The sequence below is a fragment of the Sphingomonas sp. Leaf407 genome, from assembly GCF_001425385.1.
GTDB lineage: Bacteria > Pseudomonadota > Alphaproteobacteria > Sphingomonadales > Sphingomonadaceae > Sphingomonas.
Genome location: NZ_LMQO01000002.1, coordinates 51,753 through 65,585, shown reverse-complemented (window position 1 = coordinate 65,585; position 13,833 = coordinate 51,753). Strand labels below are relative to the sequence as shown.

The window sequence follows — 13,833 nt, the reverse complement described above, 5'->3', positions numbered from 1 at the left end:
CGCGGGCTGACGCTGGTGCCGCCGCCGCCGGACCACGGCGGCGGCACCAGCGGACGTCACCTGTCGCCGGTCACCAGACCCGACTGGCGCAGATCCTTCAGGGCCACGCCGCTCCCGCCACGCCGCCGCGCCTCGCGCAGCAGCCAGACGATCGTGTCGCGGGCGTCGGCATGGGACAGGCCGTGCGGCGGGCGGATGTTCGACACGCAATTGCGGTCGCTGTCGTGCCGGCCGACCATTGGTGCCCAGGTGAGATAGGCGCCGAGGCTGTCGGGCGAGCTGAGGCCCGGCCGCTCGCCGATCAGGACCAGCACCATCGCCGCGTCCAGCGCCGCGCCGATCGCATCGCCCAGCGCCACCCGCCCCTGTCGCGCGATCACCGGCACGGCGATCCGCCAGTCGGCCAGCGCGGCCATGACCAGCGTCGCCACCGCCGCGCCATGCGCGTGCAACGCCGCGGCCGACAGCCCGTCGGCGAGCACGATCGCCAGATCGCATCCCTCTTGCCGCTGCGCCGCCAGCGCGGCCGCCGACGCCGGGGCAAGGCGGCGCCCCAGATCGGGGCGGGTCAGATAGGCGGCACGATCGGGCGCGCCGCTGTCCACCACCACCGCCGACCCGCCGAGCGCGGCGGTGACGGCGGCGACGTCGAGCGGGGTGTGGACCGCGTCCCTCGCGCGGGCATGGTCGAGCTGGAACGCCAGCATCGCCGCCGTCGGCATCCCCCGTCCGGCGCGACCGAGGCCGATCCGCGCCTGCGTCGACCGGGGGCCATGCGCGACCGGATCACGGGCGGCATCGTCGCTCACGGTCGGCCCGCGCGATCGGCATCGAACAGCAGCGGCAGCCGCGCCGCGCCATCGGCCAGCGTGGCGCAGGCCGGCGCGCCCGCCGCATCGACCAGTCCCATCGACCGCAGCCACCCGGCGAATTCGGGGGCCGGCCCCTGCCCCAGCAGATGGCGGGCATAGAGCGCGTCGTGAAAGCTGGTCGATTGATAGTTCAGCATCACATCGTCCGATCCGGGCACGCCCATCACGAAATTGACCCCGGCGACGCCGAGCAGCGTCAACAGCGTGTCCATGTCGTCCTGGTCCGCCTCGGCATGATTGGTGTAGCAGATGTCCACCCCCATCGGCAGGCCCAGCAGCTTGCCGCAGAAATGATCCTCCAGCCCGGCACGGACGATCTGCTTGCCGTCGTAGAGATATTCCGGGCCGATGAAGCCCACCACGCTGTTGACCAGAAACGGGTCGAACGCGCGGGCGACGGCATAGGCGCGGGCCTCCGTCGTCTGTTGATCGACGCCGTGATGCGCCTCGGCCGACAGCGCCGATCCCTGCCCCGTCTCGAAATACATCACCTGCGAACCGATCGTGCCCCGGTTCAGCGCGCGTGCGGCATCCAGCCCTTCGGCGAGCAGGGCAAGGGTGATGCCGAACCCGGTGTTCGCCGCCTGCGATCCGGCGATCGACTGGAACAGCAGGTCCACCGGCGCGCCGCGTTCGATGGCGGCGATGCCGGTGGTGATGTGCGCCAGCACGCAGCTTTGCGTCGGGATCGCATAGCGGTCGCGCACGCCGTCGATCAGGTGCAGCAGCTCGATCATCGCCGCCGGATCGTCGCGCGCCGGATTGATGCCGATCATCGCATCGCCACAGCCCATCAACAGCCCGTCGAGCATCGCCGCCGCGATGCCGGCGGGGTCGTCGGTCGGGTGGTTGGGCTGCAACCGCACGCCCAGCGTGCCCGACTGTCCCATGGTATTGCGGAACCGGGTGACGACGCGGATCTTCGCGGCGATCGCGATCAGATCCTGATTGCGGCACAGCTTCGACACCGCCGCCGCCATTTCGGGGGTGATCCCCGCCGCGACGGCGGCGATCGTCGCGCCATCGGTTTCGTCGGCCAGCAGCCATTCGCGAAACCCGCCGACGCTCAGATGCGCGATCGGGGCGAACGCGGCGGCATCGTGCCGGTCGACGATCAGCCGCGTGACCTCATCGACCTCGTACGGCACCACCGCATCGGTCAGGAACGCGGTGAGCGGCAGGTCGGCCAGCACATGCCGCGCCGCGACCCGTTCGGTGGCGTCGCGCGCGGCGACGCCGGCCAGTACGTCGCCCGAGCGATGGGGAGAGGCGGCGGCCAGCAACGCGGCCAGACCATCGAATCGATAGCGCGTGCCGCCAAGGTCCACCGCCAGCATCACCGCGCGCGCGCCACCGACGTCAGGAAATCGATCAGCACCGCGAAATACGCCTCGGGTTCCTCATAGAAGGGCATGTGCGAGCTGTTGGGAAACACATGGATGCGCGAATCGGGCAGCGCGCGGTGCATCCGTTCCGAACACGCCGGGGTCAGTTCGTCATGCACCCCGGTCAGCACCAGCGCGGGGGCGGCGATGGCGCCCATCGCCGGTATCCGGTTCCAGTCGGTCATGTTGCCGGTAAAGGTGAACTCGTTCGGCCCCTGCATCGTGTGATAGGGGCCGGTGTTCCAGTCGGCGAGCGCGGTGACGAGCGGTTCGGGCCATGTCTTCAACCGGCAGACATGGCGATAGTTCAGGATGGTCATCGCCGCCTGATATTCGGGATGGTCCATCGTCCCCGCCGCTTCGTGCGCGGCCATCATCGTCACCGTTTCGGTGCCCAGCCCCAGCTTCAGCCGCTTGAGTTCGGCCACCAGATGCGGGATGTCGCACGCGCCGTTGGCCAGGATCAGGCTGGCGATCCGGTCGGGATGGGTCAGGGCATATTCGGTGCCGAGCCACGTTCCCCAGCTATGGCCGAGGAAATGGACCCGGTCGACGCCGAACGCCGCGCGAACCTCGTCCGCCTCCGCGACATAGCGCGCCAGCGTCCACAGCGCGGGATCGGTCGGGCGGTCGGATGCGCCGCACCCCAGTTGGTCCCAGGTGACGACGCGAAATCCCGCCGCCACCAGCCGGGCGTGCGGCGCGCGCAGATACAGGCTCGGCAGACCCGGGCCGCCATTGGCGAGCATCACCGTTTCGGCCCCCTCGCCGTACCTATAGCCGGTAACGCGGTGGCCGTCCGACAGGGGAATGTCGACGATAACAGGCTCGAAGGTCATCGGCGGAGACTCCGGCGAAGGGACGGGCAAGGGTGCGCGCGCATCATCGCGCGGGCAAGGGGGTGATCGCGGTAGCCCGACGCCGCGCGCGCCAGACCAGCACGACCGGCAGCAGCAACAGGCACGCCAGCAGCGACGCCCCGGCATCGGTCGTCAGCATCGCGTGCAGCCCGCCGCGGTCATAGGCCTGTCCGTCGAGCGCCTGCATATAGGCGATCGGCAGGCAAGTCGCCGCCTGGAGGAACGCGAACTGGGTGGCGGCCAGCGGATTATCCTCGCCGATGCTGCGGAACACGATGGTGCTTTCGACCGCGAAGGCCGCCGCCTGAAAGATGTTCTGCCCGATCAGCGCCAGCGCGAACACCGCCGGGGTATGCGGCAGCGCGGAGAGCGACAGGGTGAAACAGGCGCCGGTCGCGCCGATCGCGAGATAGATGAACAGCGGTTCGATGCGCCGGACCAGCGCCGGCACGAACAGCGTGCCGAGGATCGCCGAAGCGGTGACGCCGATGCCGGCGACGACCGACACGAAGCGTTCCGACGCGCCGAATTCACCGCCCAGCCCGCCAAGGCTGTTGGTCAGCGCGAAGGAGGCGGCGGGCAGGCAGAACAGGAACAGCGTGCGCCGGACGACGGGGCGACGGATCAGCAGCCCCAGTTCGCGCAGCAGCGTGGCATAGCTTTCGCGCGCGCCGCGCCGGGTGCCCGCCGGCGCCGGAATCCATGCCAGCAACACCATCGGCAGGGCGATAGCGATCGCGCAGGCCAACGGCCCGACGACCGGCGGCAGGCCGCGCAGCAGCGTCATGAACAGGATCGCGCCGATCCCGAACCCGGCGACGTTGCCGACGGTAAAGCTCGCCGCCAGTCGCCCTTCCTGCCCCTTCGGCACGATCGTGCCCAGCCATCCGCCGAGCGCGTTGTAATAGAGATTGGCCGCCAGAAAGCCGGTCACGAGCAACGGCGTCAGCACTTCGGGCGAACCCAGATTGCGCATCGCCACGAAGGCGATGACGGCGGCGAGCAGCCCGAAGCAGATCGCATAGGCGCGACGGCTGAAGCGCACATCGAGGATCGGCGCGACCAGGAACCCGCAGAACGTCGGGACCAGCGCCAGCGCGGTGATCGACGCGATCGTCACCTGCGCCACGCCGCGCGCCGCCAGCAATTGCGGCACCGTCATCAGGCACAATGCGCCATAGGCACCGAAGGTCAGGTTCGCGAGGCCCATCAGCGCCACGGGCAGCGTGCGTCGCGCGGTCATCGCGCACCCGCCGTCGCGGTGGCGGGTGCCGGCTGCGCGAAGGGCGGCGGGGCCGCGACCGGCGGCGCGAACGGCGGCGGTGCCTCGTCGAGCAGGTTGCGGACGAAATAGTCGCGCATCTTGCGCCAGTAGAACGGCCGGTTCGGCCGGTGCGAGCTGTTGGGCAGGATCAGCAGGTCGACATCGCGTCCCGATTGGATCAGCGCATCGGCAAGCCGCATGGTTTCGGTGACCGGCACATTGTCGTCGATGTCGCCATGCCCGAGCAGCAGCTTGCCGCGCAGATTGCCCGCGACCGACAGGTTGGAATTGCGGTCCCATGTCGCCTGGTCGGCATAGCCCATCGACACTTCGGGCCACCATGCCTTGTCGAGCCGCAGTTCGTGGTTGCCCGCCCATGCCACCGCGACCTTGTAGAATGCCGGGCGGCGTAGCACGAACCGCGCGGCGTCATAGCCGCCCGCCGACCCGCCATAGACCCCCACCCGGCTCACATCCATATAGGGGTAGCGCGCCGCCATCTGGCGGATCAGCGCGATATGATCGTCCAGCCCGACCTCGCCCAGATTGCGATAGGCGGGCAGGCGGAACGCTTGTCCCCGCCGCGACGTGCCGGTGCCGTCGACCGACACGACGATCGCGCCCACCTGCGCCAGCGACGCCTGTCGCGCCGCGACCGCGCCGGTCCATGTCGTCGGCACCTGCGTCGTGGTCGGGCCGGTATAGACTTCCTCGATCACCGGATAGGACCGGGTGGGATCGAACCCGACCGGTCGCCAGATCATGCCGTAGATCGGCGTGCGCCCGTCGGCGGCCACCCCCCGGAACGTCTCGGGCATCACGAAGCCGGTGGCGCGCAGCGCGCTGTCGTCGGCGCGCGCCAGTTCGGCCACGATCCGCCCGTCCGCCGCGTCGCGCACCACGGTGCGGGTGGGAATGGTGGGAGCGGACATCGCGTCGACCATCCATCTGCCGTCCTTCGACACGGCGACGTCATGGTCGAGCGGTTCGGGGGTCAGCAGCACCGGCGGCGACGCGCCGTCGCTGCCGACGCGATAGGCGGCCCGGTAATAGGGATTGCGATCCCCCTCGCGCCCGACCCCGGTCAGCAGGATGCTGCCGCGCTTCGCATCGACATGCTCGATGCCGATCACTTCCCATGCGCCGGTCGTCAGCGCGGTGCCGCCATCGGGCGCATCGGGCTTCACCAGATAGAGTTGCGCCCAGCCGCTGCGTTCGGACACGCTGAGCACCCCGCCCAGTTCGGGCGCGGCGCGAAAGAAGCTGCTCGTCACCGTCACCAGCGGGCGCACCGCCTCGCGCGCGATCATCCGCGCCGCGCCGGTTTCCGGATCGGCGCGATAGACGAGGACCTGGCCATAGCCGCGCTCGGTCCACGCCATCTGCGGCTTGCCGTCGTGCCAGCCCAGATCGGGCGGTATCGGATAGAGGATCGATTCGGACGGGATCGCCAGCGGCACCAGCCGCGCCCGCCGCCGCTTGAGCGCGCGTTCGACATCGACCGCGAAGCGCGTCGCCTGCGGCAGTTTCTCGGCCCCCGCCAGCGGATAGATATATTGGAACGAGCGCGGGTAGAAACTGCCCGGCGGGTTTTCCTGCGTGATGCTCAGTTTCTTCACGCCGCGCGTGTCGAGCCGCCACGTCACGATGGTGCGGCTGTCGGGCGACCATGCGACCGATACCGGCATGACCGGGTCTTCGGTCCCCGCCTTCAATATGTCGGCCAGTTGCGGGATGCTGCGGCCATAGGGTTGCTCGCGCGTGCCGTCGGTGGTCAGCGCCACCTCGCGCTTCGATCGGCGATCTCGGGCGAAGAGGTTGAAGTCGCGCGCCACGATCTCGAACCGGCCATCGGGCGATACCGCGCCCTCGCCGTCGGGCGCGCCGGTCGCCGCTTCGGCCAGCGTGCCGTCGGGCGCCAGTTGCCAGCGTTTGTCGAACGCGCCGAACCGCAACACGCCCTTGGCCGACTCGAATACCGGGTCCTCGATCGACAGTTCTTCGGCATCGACCGGTTTGGCGATCGCCGCCGCCAGCAACCGCGCCAGCGTCGCCTCGTCGGTCAGCGGGGCAAGGGTTCCGGTCGCCAGTTCGAGCCGCCGCAAGGTGCGGCGTCCCGGAACGCCGGTCCAGTAGAGCAGGAACCGGCTGTCGTCGGTAAAGGTCGCGCGGACATCGCCATCGGCGAACAGCGCGTTGGCCGCCGGACGCTGGAACCGGTCGGCCAGCGCATAGCGTTCGGCGATCGACGCCACGGGTCGCGGCGCCCCGGCCGTCGCGCGGACGCCGCTGCCCGATGGCCGCGCCGGTGCCATGGTCGCCGTCGCGAGCGCCAGTCCGCCCAGTGCCGTCCCGCACAGCGTCCGCGCCATTGCCTGATACCCGCCGCCTGTCACCGTCTTGATCCCCTTCGCCACGTCGCATGATCCGATCTTGCACCCCTTCGTCGGGGCATGGATATTGCGTTGCACCATATTCCTATTGACATAAATACAGTTATGTATTCTGTATACGAAATACATCTGGGGGACAATATGAATAGGAAAGCGACGTTTCGATATGCCTTGTTGCTCGGGGGAGCGACCGTAGGAACCTTGCCGACGATGGCGCTGGCACAGGCGCTGCCGGTCGCCGACGACAAGGCGACGGTCGACGACAAGGCGGGCGAGCAGGGGGAAATTCTCGTCACCGGATCGCGCATCCGCCGCATCGCAGCAGACAGCCCGTCGCCCGTCGCGGTCGTCGATGCCGACCAGATCCGGGCGACCGGCGCGACGCAGATCACCGATGTTATCAACCAGTTGCCAGCGCTGGCGATCACCCAGACCAACCAGACGAGCAACCTTGCCGGCAATGCCGGCGTCAACGCGCTCGACCTGCGTGGCATGGGGACGCAGCGGACGCTGGTGCTGGTCGATGGCCGCCGGCAGGTGCCGTCGATTCCCGGCACGTCGGCGGTCGATCTGTCGAACCTTCCCGCCAGCCTGATCGAACGGGTCGAGGTCGTGACCGGCGGTGCCTCGGCGCTCTATGGTGCCGACGCCGTCGCGGGCGTCGCCAACTTCATCACCAAGCGCGATTTCCAGGGGGTCGACGCCAACCTGCGCTACGGGGCGTCGACCCGGGGCGACATGGACATCTACAGCATGGACCTGACCGCCGGGCGCAATTTCGCCGACGGTCGAGGCAATGTGACGCTCTACGGCTTCTATGAAGAACAGCCGGGATCGATCACCGGTGCCGACCGGCCGTGGACGGCGGGCGGCTATCCCTTCTACACCCGGCAGCGCTCGGGCCAGAAATATTACATTACCGACGACAACCAGAACATCTATTCGTCGAATTCGCCGCAGGTGGTTCTGGGCAACAAGCTGTTCGCGATCAATCCCGACGGGTCGCTGCGCGCGCCGCAACTGGGATCGAAGGGGTTCACCAACGCGACGCCGGTGACGATCTCGAACACCAACAACGAAGCGCTCGGCACGCTCATCACCAATTCGGGCGGCGAATATCATGGCCGGTACGATGGCTGGTATCTCTCGGTTCCCAGCGAGCGCTTCTCGACCCGGGTGAGCGGCAATTTCGAAGTGTCGCCCGCGCTCAAGCTGTTCGCCAACGCATCGCTGTCGCAGAACCGGTCGGAGGGGTCCTATGCGCCGCTGACCGCCTTCGGATCGGATGCGGTGCCGGCCGACAGCCCGTTCATCACCCCGGCGATCCTTGCGGCGAACGGCGGCGCACTGCCCGCCGGCGGGCTGTATTTCGCGCGGCGGGTAATGGAAGTCGGCACCCCCGTCACCGTCTATCGCCGCCAGACGTTCCAGAGCGCCTTCGGTGCGCAGGGGGATTTCCGCCTGCTCGCCCATGACTGGAATTATTCGGGCTATTATTCCTACGGCGTCACCGAACAACAGGTGCGCGACGTCAATTCCACCTCCTATCGCCGGTGGTATCAGGGGCTGAACTCGACGCGCGGCGCCAATGGTCAGGCGGTGTGCCGCAGCACGCTGACCAACCCCGGCAACGGCTGCGTCGCGATCAACCCGCTGCTCCCGCTGACGCAGCAGATGATCGATTACATCCAGTATTCGTCGAGCTGGGCACGATCGGTGATGAAGCAGCAGGTGGTGTCGGGCTATGTCTCGGGCGGCCTGTTCGACCTGCCCGGTGGCGCGGTGGAAGCGGTGGTCGGTGCCGAATATCGCAAGGAAAGCAACGATATTGGCATCCAGGCCGAATATGATCCGACCAGCAGCCGCTATGATCCGACGCTCGGCGTCACCGCGACGCCGCTGGTCGGGAAATACGACGTCAAGGAAGTCTACGGCGAACTGCACGTACCCATATTGAAGGACGTGCCGGGCTTCCGCTCGCTGTCGGTCGACGGCGCGGTGCGGCTGTCGGATTACAGCACCGCCGGCAAGACCACGACGTACAAGATCGGCGGCGAATGGGCACCGTTCCGCGACATCCGCTTCCGCGCGACCTATGGCCAGGCGGTGCGCGCGCCGAACATCGGCGAACTCTACACCGCCAGCAGCATCGGCGGCATGTGGATCACCGATCCGTGCCAGAACTGGAACATCGTCAACCGGACCGACAAGACGCAATATACCGCCGCGAACTGCGCAACGATCAAACCCGGCGATACCAAGACCTACTGGGTCTACCGTGACATCATCTCGAAGGGGAACCTCGACCTCAAGCCCGAAACCGCGCGGACGCTGACCGTGGGGACGGTGCTGCAACCGCACTTCATCCCCGGCCTGTCGCTGACGGTCGATTATTTCAACATCGACCTGCGCGATTCGATCGACGCCTTCCCGGCACAGACGCTCATCAACAAATGCGTCGACCAGCCGACGCTCACCAACATCTTCTGTCCGCTGATCCAGCGCGATGCCAACAACAACCTGTTGTCGGTCATCACCCAGAAGCTGAACCTCGCCAAATATCTGACGCGCGGCATCGATCTCGGTCTGCAATATGCCACGTCGCTCGACCGGCTCGGCATCGCCGGCGTGTCGGGCAGGCTGTCGGTCGATGCGAACTATACCCGGCTGCTCAAGCGCGAATACACGCTCGATCCGACCGATCCGACGACGACCACCGAATATCGCGGCGTGTTCGGATCGCCGACGTGGAAGGGCGTGGTCCGTACCGCCTATACCGCCGACACCTGGGGCGCGAACTGGACGCTGCGGCATTTCTCGCCGATGCGCGCCAGCAGCGCGATCACCGAAGAGACGCATGAGCAGGTCTATACGCCCGACGTGTTCTACAACGACTTCTCGGCATGGGTCCGGCTGTTGCGGGGCGTCGACCTGTCGGGCGGCCTGAACAACGCCTTCGACCGCAAGCCGCCGCGTATTCCCGGTGCCGAAGCGGGCGGCGCGAACTTCGAACTGGGGTATCAGGCCGGCGTCTACGACGTGATCGGTCGCACCTTCTTCGTCGGTGCGCGGATCCATTACTGACCTGACGGCGGCGGACCGGTTCCGCCGCCGCCGGTGCAGGCCGTCATGGGACGGCGGCCTGCATCGTCGGTTTCCCTCTGCCCTGTCCCGATGCGTGGAGCGGTGCGTCGCTTCGCATCACCCCCGCCACCGCCAGCGCCTGCCGGAAGGCGTCGGGAATGGCGAAGCGATAGCAGGCGAGCGTCTGCGCGAGCCGTTCGGGACGGTCGATTCCCGACAGGACACTGGCGACGCAGGGATGCGCCAGCGGAAAGAGCGGTTGTCCGCCCGAGCGTGCGAATGGCAGATAGCCGAACTCGTCGAGGACCACGACCTTGAGCCGGGATAGCCGGGCCGCAAGCGCACCAGTCTCGCCGAGGCGGATCAGGGACCAGCCTCCGCCAATCCATCTGCTCCACTCATCAGCGGGAGGTTGGCGCATGGCCACCAACGCTACCGCTGCGCCCAACGACGCCGGGCCGAATGGCCGCTGCCGTTTCCCCAGCGGTCGATCGCGCTCGCCACGTGGCAACAACAACGAACAGAAGCATGGCCGCTATTCGATGTTGCGATCGAGCTTGTACGGCAGGCAAGCCAACGCACGATGTAGGGATAAACGTGGGAGCGGATAGCTCGCACTGACAAAAATCAAGCAATTGCAGCGCTTTACAGCACGGTCTTGGCGGAGCGGGAGGGATTCGAACCCTCGATACGGTTTTGCCGTATACTCACTTTCCAGGCGAGCGCCTTCGACCACTCGGCCACCGCTCCGCATTGCCGGAAGAATGGCTCCCTAGGGGGCTTGGCCGCGTCGTGCAAGGGCGGTTGATGGGCGCGCGTCGCCATGGCAGGATCGGCCCCATGTCAGCCCTGCTCGCTCTCGCCGCCCTGCTTCAGGCCGCCCCTGCCGCCCCCGCCCCCACCCCGGCCGATCCGGTCGCGGCCGACTGGCGGGCGATCCCCGACGACGAACTGCTGGTGATGACGCTGGCGGGCGACCGGCGGATCGTGATCCGCCTCGCCCCGCGCTATGCGCCGGTGCATATCGCCAACGTGCGCCGGCTGGCCGCCGCGCATTGGTGGGACGGCACCTCGGTCTATCGCATCCAGGACAATTACGTCGCGCAATGGGGCGACGTGACCGAAAAAAAGCCGTTGCCCACCGGCGTTGTCGCCAATCCCCCGGCCGAATATGACAGCGCCCGCTACGACGCGGTGACGGCCATGACCCGGCGCGATCCCTATGCGGCGAAAAGCGGCCATAGCGCCGACGGATGGCCGGTGGCGGGCGACGGACAGCGCGGCTGGCTGGCGCATTGCTACGGCATGGTCGGTGTCGGGCGCGACATGGCGCCCAGCACCGGCAGCGGCGCGGAACTTTATGCGGTGATCGGCCATGCGCCGCGTGCGCTCGACCGCAACGTCGCGCTGATCGGGCGGGTGGTGGAGGGGATGGAATATCTTTCCTCGCTGCCACGCGGCACCGGCACGATGGGCTTCTACGCGCCCGACCAGACCCCGACGCCGATCGTCTCGATCCGCCTGGCGAGCGATCTGCCCGCCGCCGCACGGCCGCGCTTCGAATATCGCGCCGCCGACAATGCCCGCTATGCGCGCTGGATACAGGGGCGCGAGAACCGCGAGCCGCCGTTCTTCATGGTGCCCGCCGGCGGGGCCGACATCTGCAACGCGATGCCGCCGGTCCGCCGGGTGCCGTAACGGGCGATCCAGAATATCTGGATCGGATCGGAGCGGGCCGGCACCGTATCCGCGCGAGCGGATCAAACGCCCTACCGCAACTGCTCGTCGCGCCACCATGGCTCGGCACGCGGCAGGGTGATCGCATCGTGCTCGCCCGGCGCTTCGGCGATAGCGCGCAGCCGGTCGAGGTCCTCGGGCGTGTCGATGTCGATCAGCTCGGCCGGCGCGGTTACGACATGCCGCCCGGCCCGCACCAGATCGCGCGCGCCGGCATCGCCCTCCAGCGATTCGAGAAAGTCGAACCGCCCCTTGCCGAACACGGCGGGCGGGCACGGCTTCACCCCGTCGCTCGACGCCACCACCGCATCGTCGCCGATCGCGCCGTCGAGCAGGCGATAGACATGCGCGGCGGTGATGCGCGGCATGTCGGCCAGTGCGATCACTACCCCCTGCGCGCCCAGCTCGCGCGCGCGCCTGAGGCCCAGCTTCACCGATCGCGACATGCCCGCCGCCGGGTCCTCGTTCACGATCACCTCGAACCCGCGCGAGCCGAAGTCGAGGCTCGTCCCGTCGATCACTGCGATTCGGCCGAGGAACGGCATCGCCTCCAGCGCGGTGACGACATGGAACGCGACCGGCTTGTGGAGGAACGGTTGCGCCAGCTTGTCGGCATCGCCGAACCGCCGCGATCGCCCGGCGGCCAGCAGGATCAGGGCGGTGTCCTCAGCGCGCATGAAAGCTCCTCACCATGGCCGCCGCGATCGACAGCGCGATCTCGGCCGGGCCGATCGCCCCAATATCCAGTCCCACCGGGCCGTCGATCCGCGCCAGATCGTCCGGGCCGATCCCCGCCGCCGCCAGCCGTTCGATCCGCGCGGCATGGCTGCGCCGCGACCCCAGCGCGCCGACATAGCCGGTCGGGGCCTTGAGCGCCGCGACCAGCGCCGGATCGTCGATCTTGATGTCGTGGCTGAGCGTCACCACCGCGCTCGCCGCATCGGGGCGGAGCGCCGCCAGCGCCTCGTCGGGCCAGCGATCGTCGAGCGTGACGCCGGGAAAGCGCTCTTCCGTCAGGAAGCGTGCGCGCGGATCGATGAGCGTCGTCGCGACACCCAGCTCACGCGCCAGCCCGCACAGCGTCTGCGCGATCTGCACCGCGCCGACGATCAGCAACCGGCGCGGCGGGTCATAGCGGTTGACGAACGCCCCGGCCGCGCCCTGCGTGGTCACACCGCTCGACAGGTCGGTCGACAGATCGATCGCCTGGCCGTCCGCCCGCGCCGCCTCGACCGCTTCGAACAGCGCCGGATCGAAGCCGTGCGGCGAAACCGGCTGGACCATCACCTCGATCTCGCCCCCGCACGGCAGGCCGACCTCCCATGCGGCAGCATCGGCGACACCATAGCCTTTGACGACGAACGGCGCGCCGGCGATCACTTCGGCAGCGGTGGCGAGAATGTCGCTCTCGACACAGCCGCCCGATACCGATCCCTCGAACCGCCCGTCGCCATGCACCAGCATATGGCTGCCACGCGGGCGCGGCGCCGATCCCCAGGTCGAGGTGACGGTCGCGATCGCAAGCGGTGCCCCGGCCCAGCTACGGGCGGCGGCGAGAACGGAGTCATTGTCGGCCATAGAATTCCCGGAAACGGCGGATCGGGGCATAACGCATCGGCGGCCTGCCACGATCCGCCACCGGCATCAGATCACGTCGAGCACCAGCCCGCGCGCCTTGGCTTCCTCGGCATCGATGTACCAGTTCGACGGCGCCTTCTCGACCAGCTCCTCGAACGGCACCTGCGATCCCGCCACGATCGCGCGGAAGCCCTCTTCCTCGATCAGAATCGAATGCTCGATCTCGTGCAGCTTGGCCTTCAGCGTGGCCGAGAGCGTCTTGAGCGGCCCCGACAGTTCGATCGTGCTGCTCATCTGCCGCTCGTGCAGCATCAGCCGGGTGTGCTTGGTCAGGAAGCGCTTGTCGACCGGGAACGCCGACATGAACGTCGACCCCGCCGAATAGACCGCGACCTTGCCCAGAAACAGCGCCTCGCGCTCGGTATAGTCGCGCAGCAGGCGAATATCGTCGCCCATCGCCCGCGCGACCTCCGGGTCGCCGCCCAGCGTCGAGATCGACACGACCAGCGGCCCGTCGGTCGGCGCGTCGAGCACCTGTTGGCGGAAGCTGTCGTACATCGCATGATCGACCGGGCCGGCAAGATGAACGTGCGGGCGGGCAAGTAGCGGATAGTCGTTGATCGTGGTGGTGGTCATGGTGGGCGTCCCCCTTCGCGTGAA

General features: G+C 68.2%; 10 protein-coding genes, 1 tRNA gene and 1 pseudogene. 2 read left to right on the top strand and 10 right to left on the bottom strand.

Translation table 11 applies throughout. From position 1 onward, the window contains the following. Positions 1-56: 56 nt before the first annotated feature. The 5 genes from eutC to ASG37_RS06780 are packed head-to-tail and all read right to left on the bottom strand — an operon-like array spanning position 57 to position 6,855. Complete coding sequence (eutC, locus tag ASG37_RS06800; RefSeq protein ID WP_055757531.1) at positions 57-809, bottom strand: ethanolamine ammonia-lyase subunit EutC; 753 nt, start codon at positions 807-809, stop codon at positions 57-59. Further along, complete coding sequence (locus tag ASG37_RS06795) at positions 806-2,209, bottom strand: ethanolamine ammonia-lyase subunit EutB (RefSeq protein ID WP_055757529.1); 1,404 nt, start codon at positions 2,207-2,209, stop codon at positions 806-808. The genes eutC and ASG37_RS06795 overlap by 4 nt, the downstream gene beginning before the upstream one ends. Continuing rightward, positions 2,209-3,096, bottom strand: a complete 888-nt coding sequence (locus ASG37_RS06790) for a proline iminopeptidase-family hydrolase (protein WP_055757527.1) — start codon at positions 3,094-3,096, stop codon at positions 2,209-2,211. The genes ASG37_RS06795 and ASG37_RS06790 overlap by 1 nt, the downstream gene beginning before the upstream one ends. Positions 3,097-3,139: 43 nt before the next feature. Beyond that, complete coding sequence (locus ASG37_RS06785) at positions 3,140-4,360, bottom strand: MFS transporter (protein ID WP_156349058.1); 1,221 nt, start codon at positions 4,358-4,360, stop codon at positions 3,140-3,142. After that, on the bottom strand, positions 4,357-6,855 hold the full coding sequence (locus ASG37_RS06780; RefSeq protein WP_055757523.1) for a S9 family peptidase: 2,499 nt from the start codon (positions 6,853-6,855) through the stop codon (positions 4,357-4,359). The genes ASG37_RS06785 and ASG37_RS06780 overlap by 4 nt, the downstream gene beginning before the upstream one ends. Before the next feature lie 129 nt (positions 6,856-6,984). On the opposite strand from ASG37_RS06780, the gene ASG37_RS06775 reads away from it, so the two are divergent. Further along, positions 6,985-9,858 (top strand): TonB-dependent receptor plug domain-containing protein, encoded by a 2,874-nt coding sequence (locus tag ASG37_RS06775; RefSeq protein ID WP_082448055.1) that lies wholly within the window; start codon positions 6,985-6,987, stop codon positions 9,856-9,858. Positions 9,859-10,102: 244 nt separating this feature from the next. Here ASG37_RS06775 and ASG37_RS17625 read toward each other — a convergent pair. Together ASG37_RS17625 and ASG37_RS06765 are read right to left on the bottom strand one after the other, a co-directional pair. After that, positions 10,103-10,189 (bottom strand): annotated as a pseudogene (locus ASG37_RS17625) (ATPase); the annotation flags it as partial. A gap of 328 nt (positions 10,190-10,517) precedes the next feature. Beyond that, positions 10,518-10,608: transfer RNA gene (locus ASG37_RS06765), tRNA-Ser, on the bottom strand. 90 nt (positions 10,609-10,698) lie between these two features. On the opposite strand from ASG37_RS06765, the gene ASG37_RS06760 reads away from it, so the two are divergent. After that, positions 10,699-11,556 (top strand): peptidylprolyl isomerase, encoded by an 858-nt coding sequence (locus ASG37_RS06760; protein ID WP_082448052.1) that lies wholly within the window; start codon positions 10,699-10,701, stop codon positions 11,554-11,556. A gap of 71 nt (positions 11,557-11,627) precedes the next feature. Here ASG37_RS06760 and ASG37_RS06755 read toward each other — a convergent pair whose 3' ends face one another. From ASG37_RS06755 to ASG37_RS06745, 3 genes are all read right to left on the bottom strand, one after another. Further along, a complete protein-coding gene (locus ASG37_RS06755; RefSeq protein ID WP_055757516.1) occupies positions 11,628-12,272 on the bottom strand; it encodes an NTP transferase domain-containing protein in 645 nt (214 codons plus the stop codon). Continuing rightward, complete coding sequence (locus tag ASG37_RS06750; RefSeq protein ID WP_055757514.1) at positions 12,262-13,173, bottom strand: XdhC family protein; 912 nt, start codon at positions 13,171-13,173, stop codon at positions 12,262-12,264. Before ASG37_RS06750 ends, ASG37_RS06755 begins: the two co-directional genes overlap by 11 nt. A gap of 66 nt (positions 13,174-13,239) precedes the next feature. Next, a complete protein-coding gene (locus tag ASG37_RS06745) occupies positions 13,240-13,809 on the bottom strand; it encodes an ATP-dependent Clp protease proteolytic subunit (protein ID WP_055757512.1) in 570 nt (189 codons plus the stop codon). Positions 13,810-13,833 lie beyond the last annotated feature (24 nt).

Excerpts from the sequence above, each read along its gene's own strand:
- ASG37_RS06795 (WP_055757529.1), bottom strand. The coding sequence starts at position 2,209 with ATGCTGGCGGTGGACCTTGGCGGCACGCGCTATCGATTCGATGGTCTG.
- ASG37_RS06790 (WP_055757527.1), bottom strand. The coding sequence starts at position 3,096 with ATGACCTTCGAGCCTGTTATCGTCGACATTCCCCTGTCGGACGGCCAC.
- ASG37_RS06785 (WP_156349058.1), bottom strand. The coding sequence starts at position 4,360 with ATGACCGCGCGACGCACGCTGCCCGTGGCGCTGATGGGCCTCGCGAAC.
- ASG37_RS06780 (WP_055757523.1), bottom strand. The coding sequence starts at position 6,855 with ATGGTGCAACGCAATATCCATGCCCCGACGAAGGGGTGCAAGATCGGA.
- ASG37_RS06775 (WP_082448055.1), top strand. The coding sequence starts at position 6,985 with ATGGCGCTGGCACAGGCGCTGCCGGTCGCCGACGACAAGGCGACGGTC.
- ASG37_RS06760 (WP_082448052.1), top strand. The coding sequence starts at position 10,699 with ATGTCAGCCCTGCTCGCTCTCGCCGCCCTGCTTCAGGCCGCCCCTGCC.
- ASG37_RS06755 (WP_055757516.1), bottom strand. The coding sequence starts at position 12,272 with ATGCGCGCTGAGGACACCGCCCTGATCCTGCTGGCCGCCGGGCGATCG.
- ASG37_RS06750 (WP_055757514.1), bottom strand. The coding sequence starts at position 13,173 with ATGGCCGACAATGACTCCGTTCTCGCCGCCGCCCGTAGCTGGGCCGGG.
- ASG37_RS06745 (WP_055757512.1), bottom strand. The coding sequence starts at position 13,809 with ATGACCACCACCACGATCAACGACTATCCGCTACTTGCCCGCCCGCAC.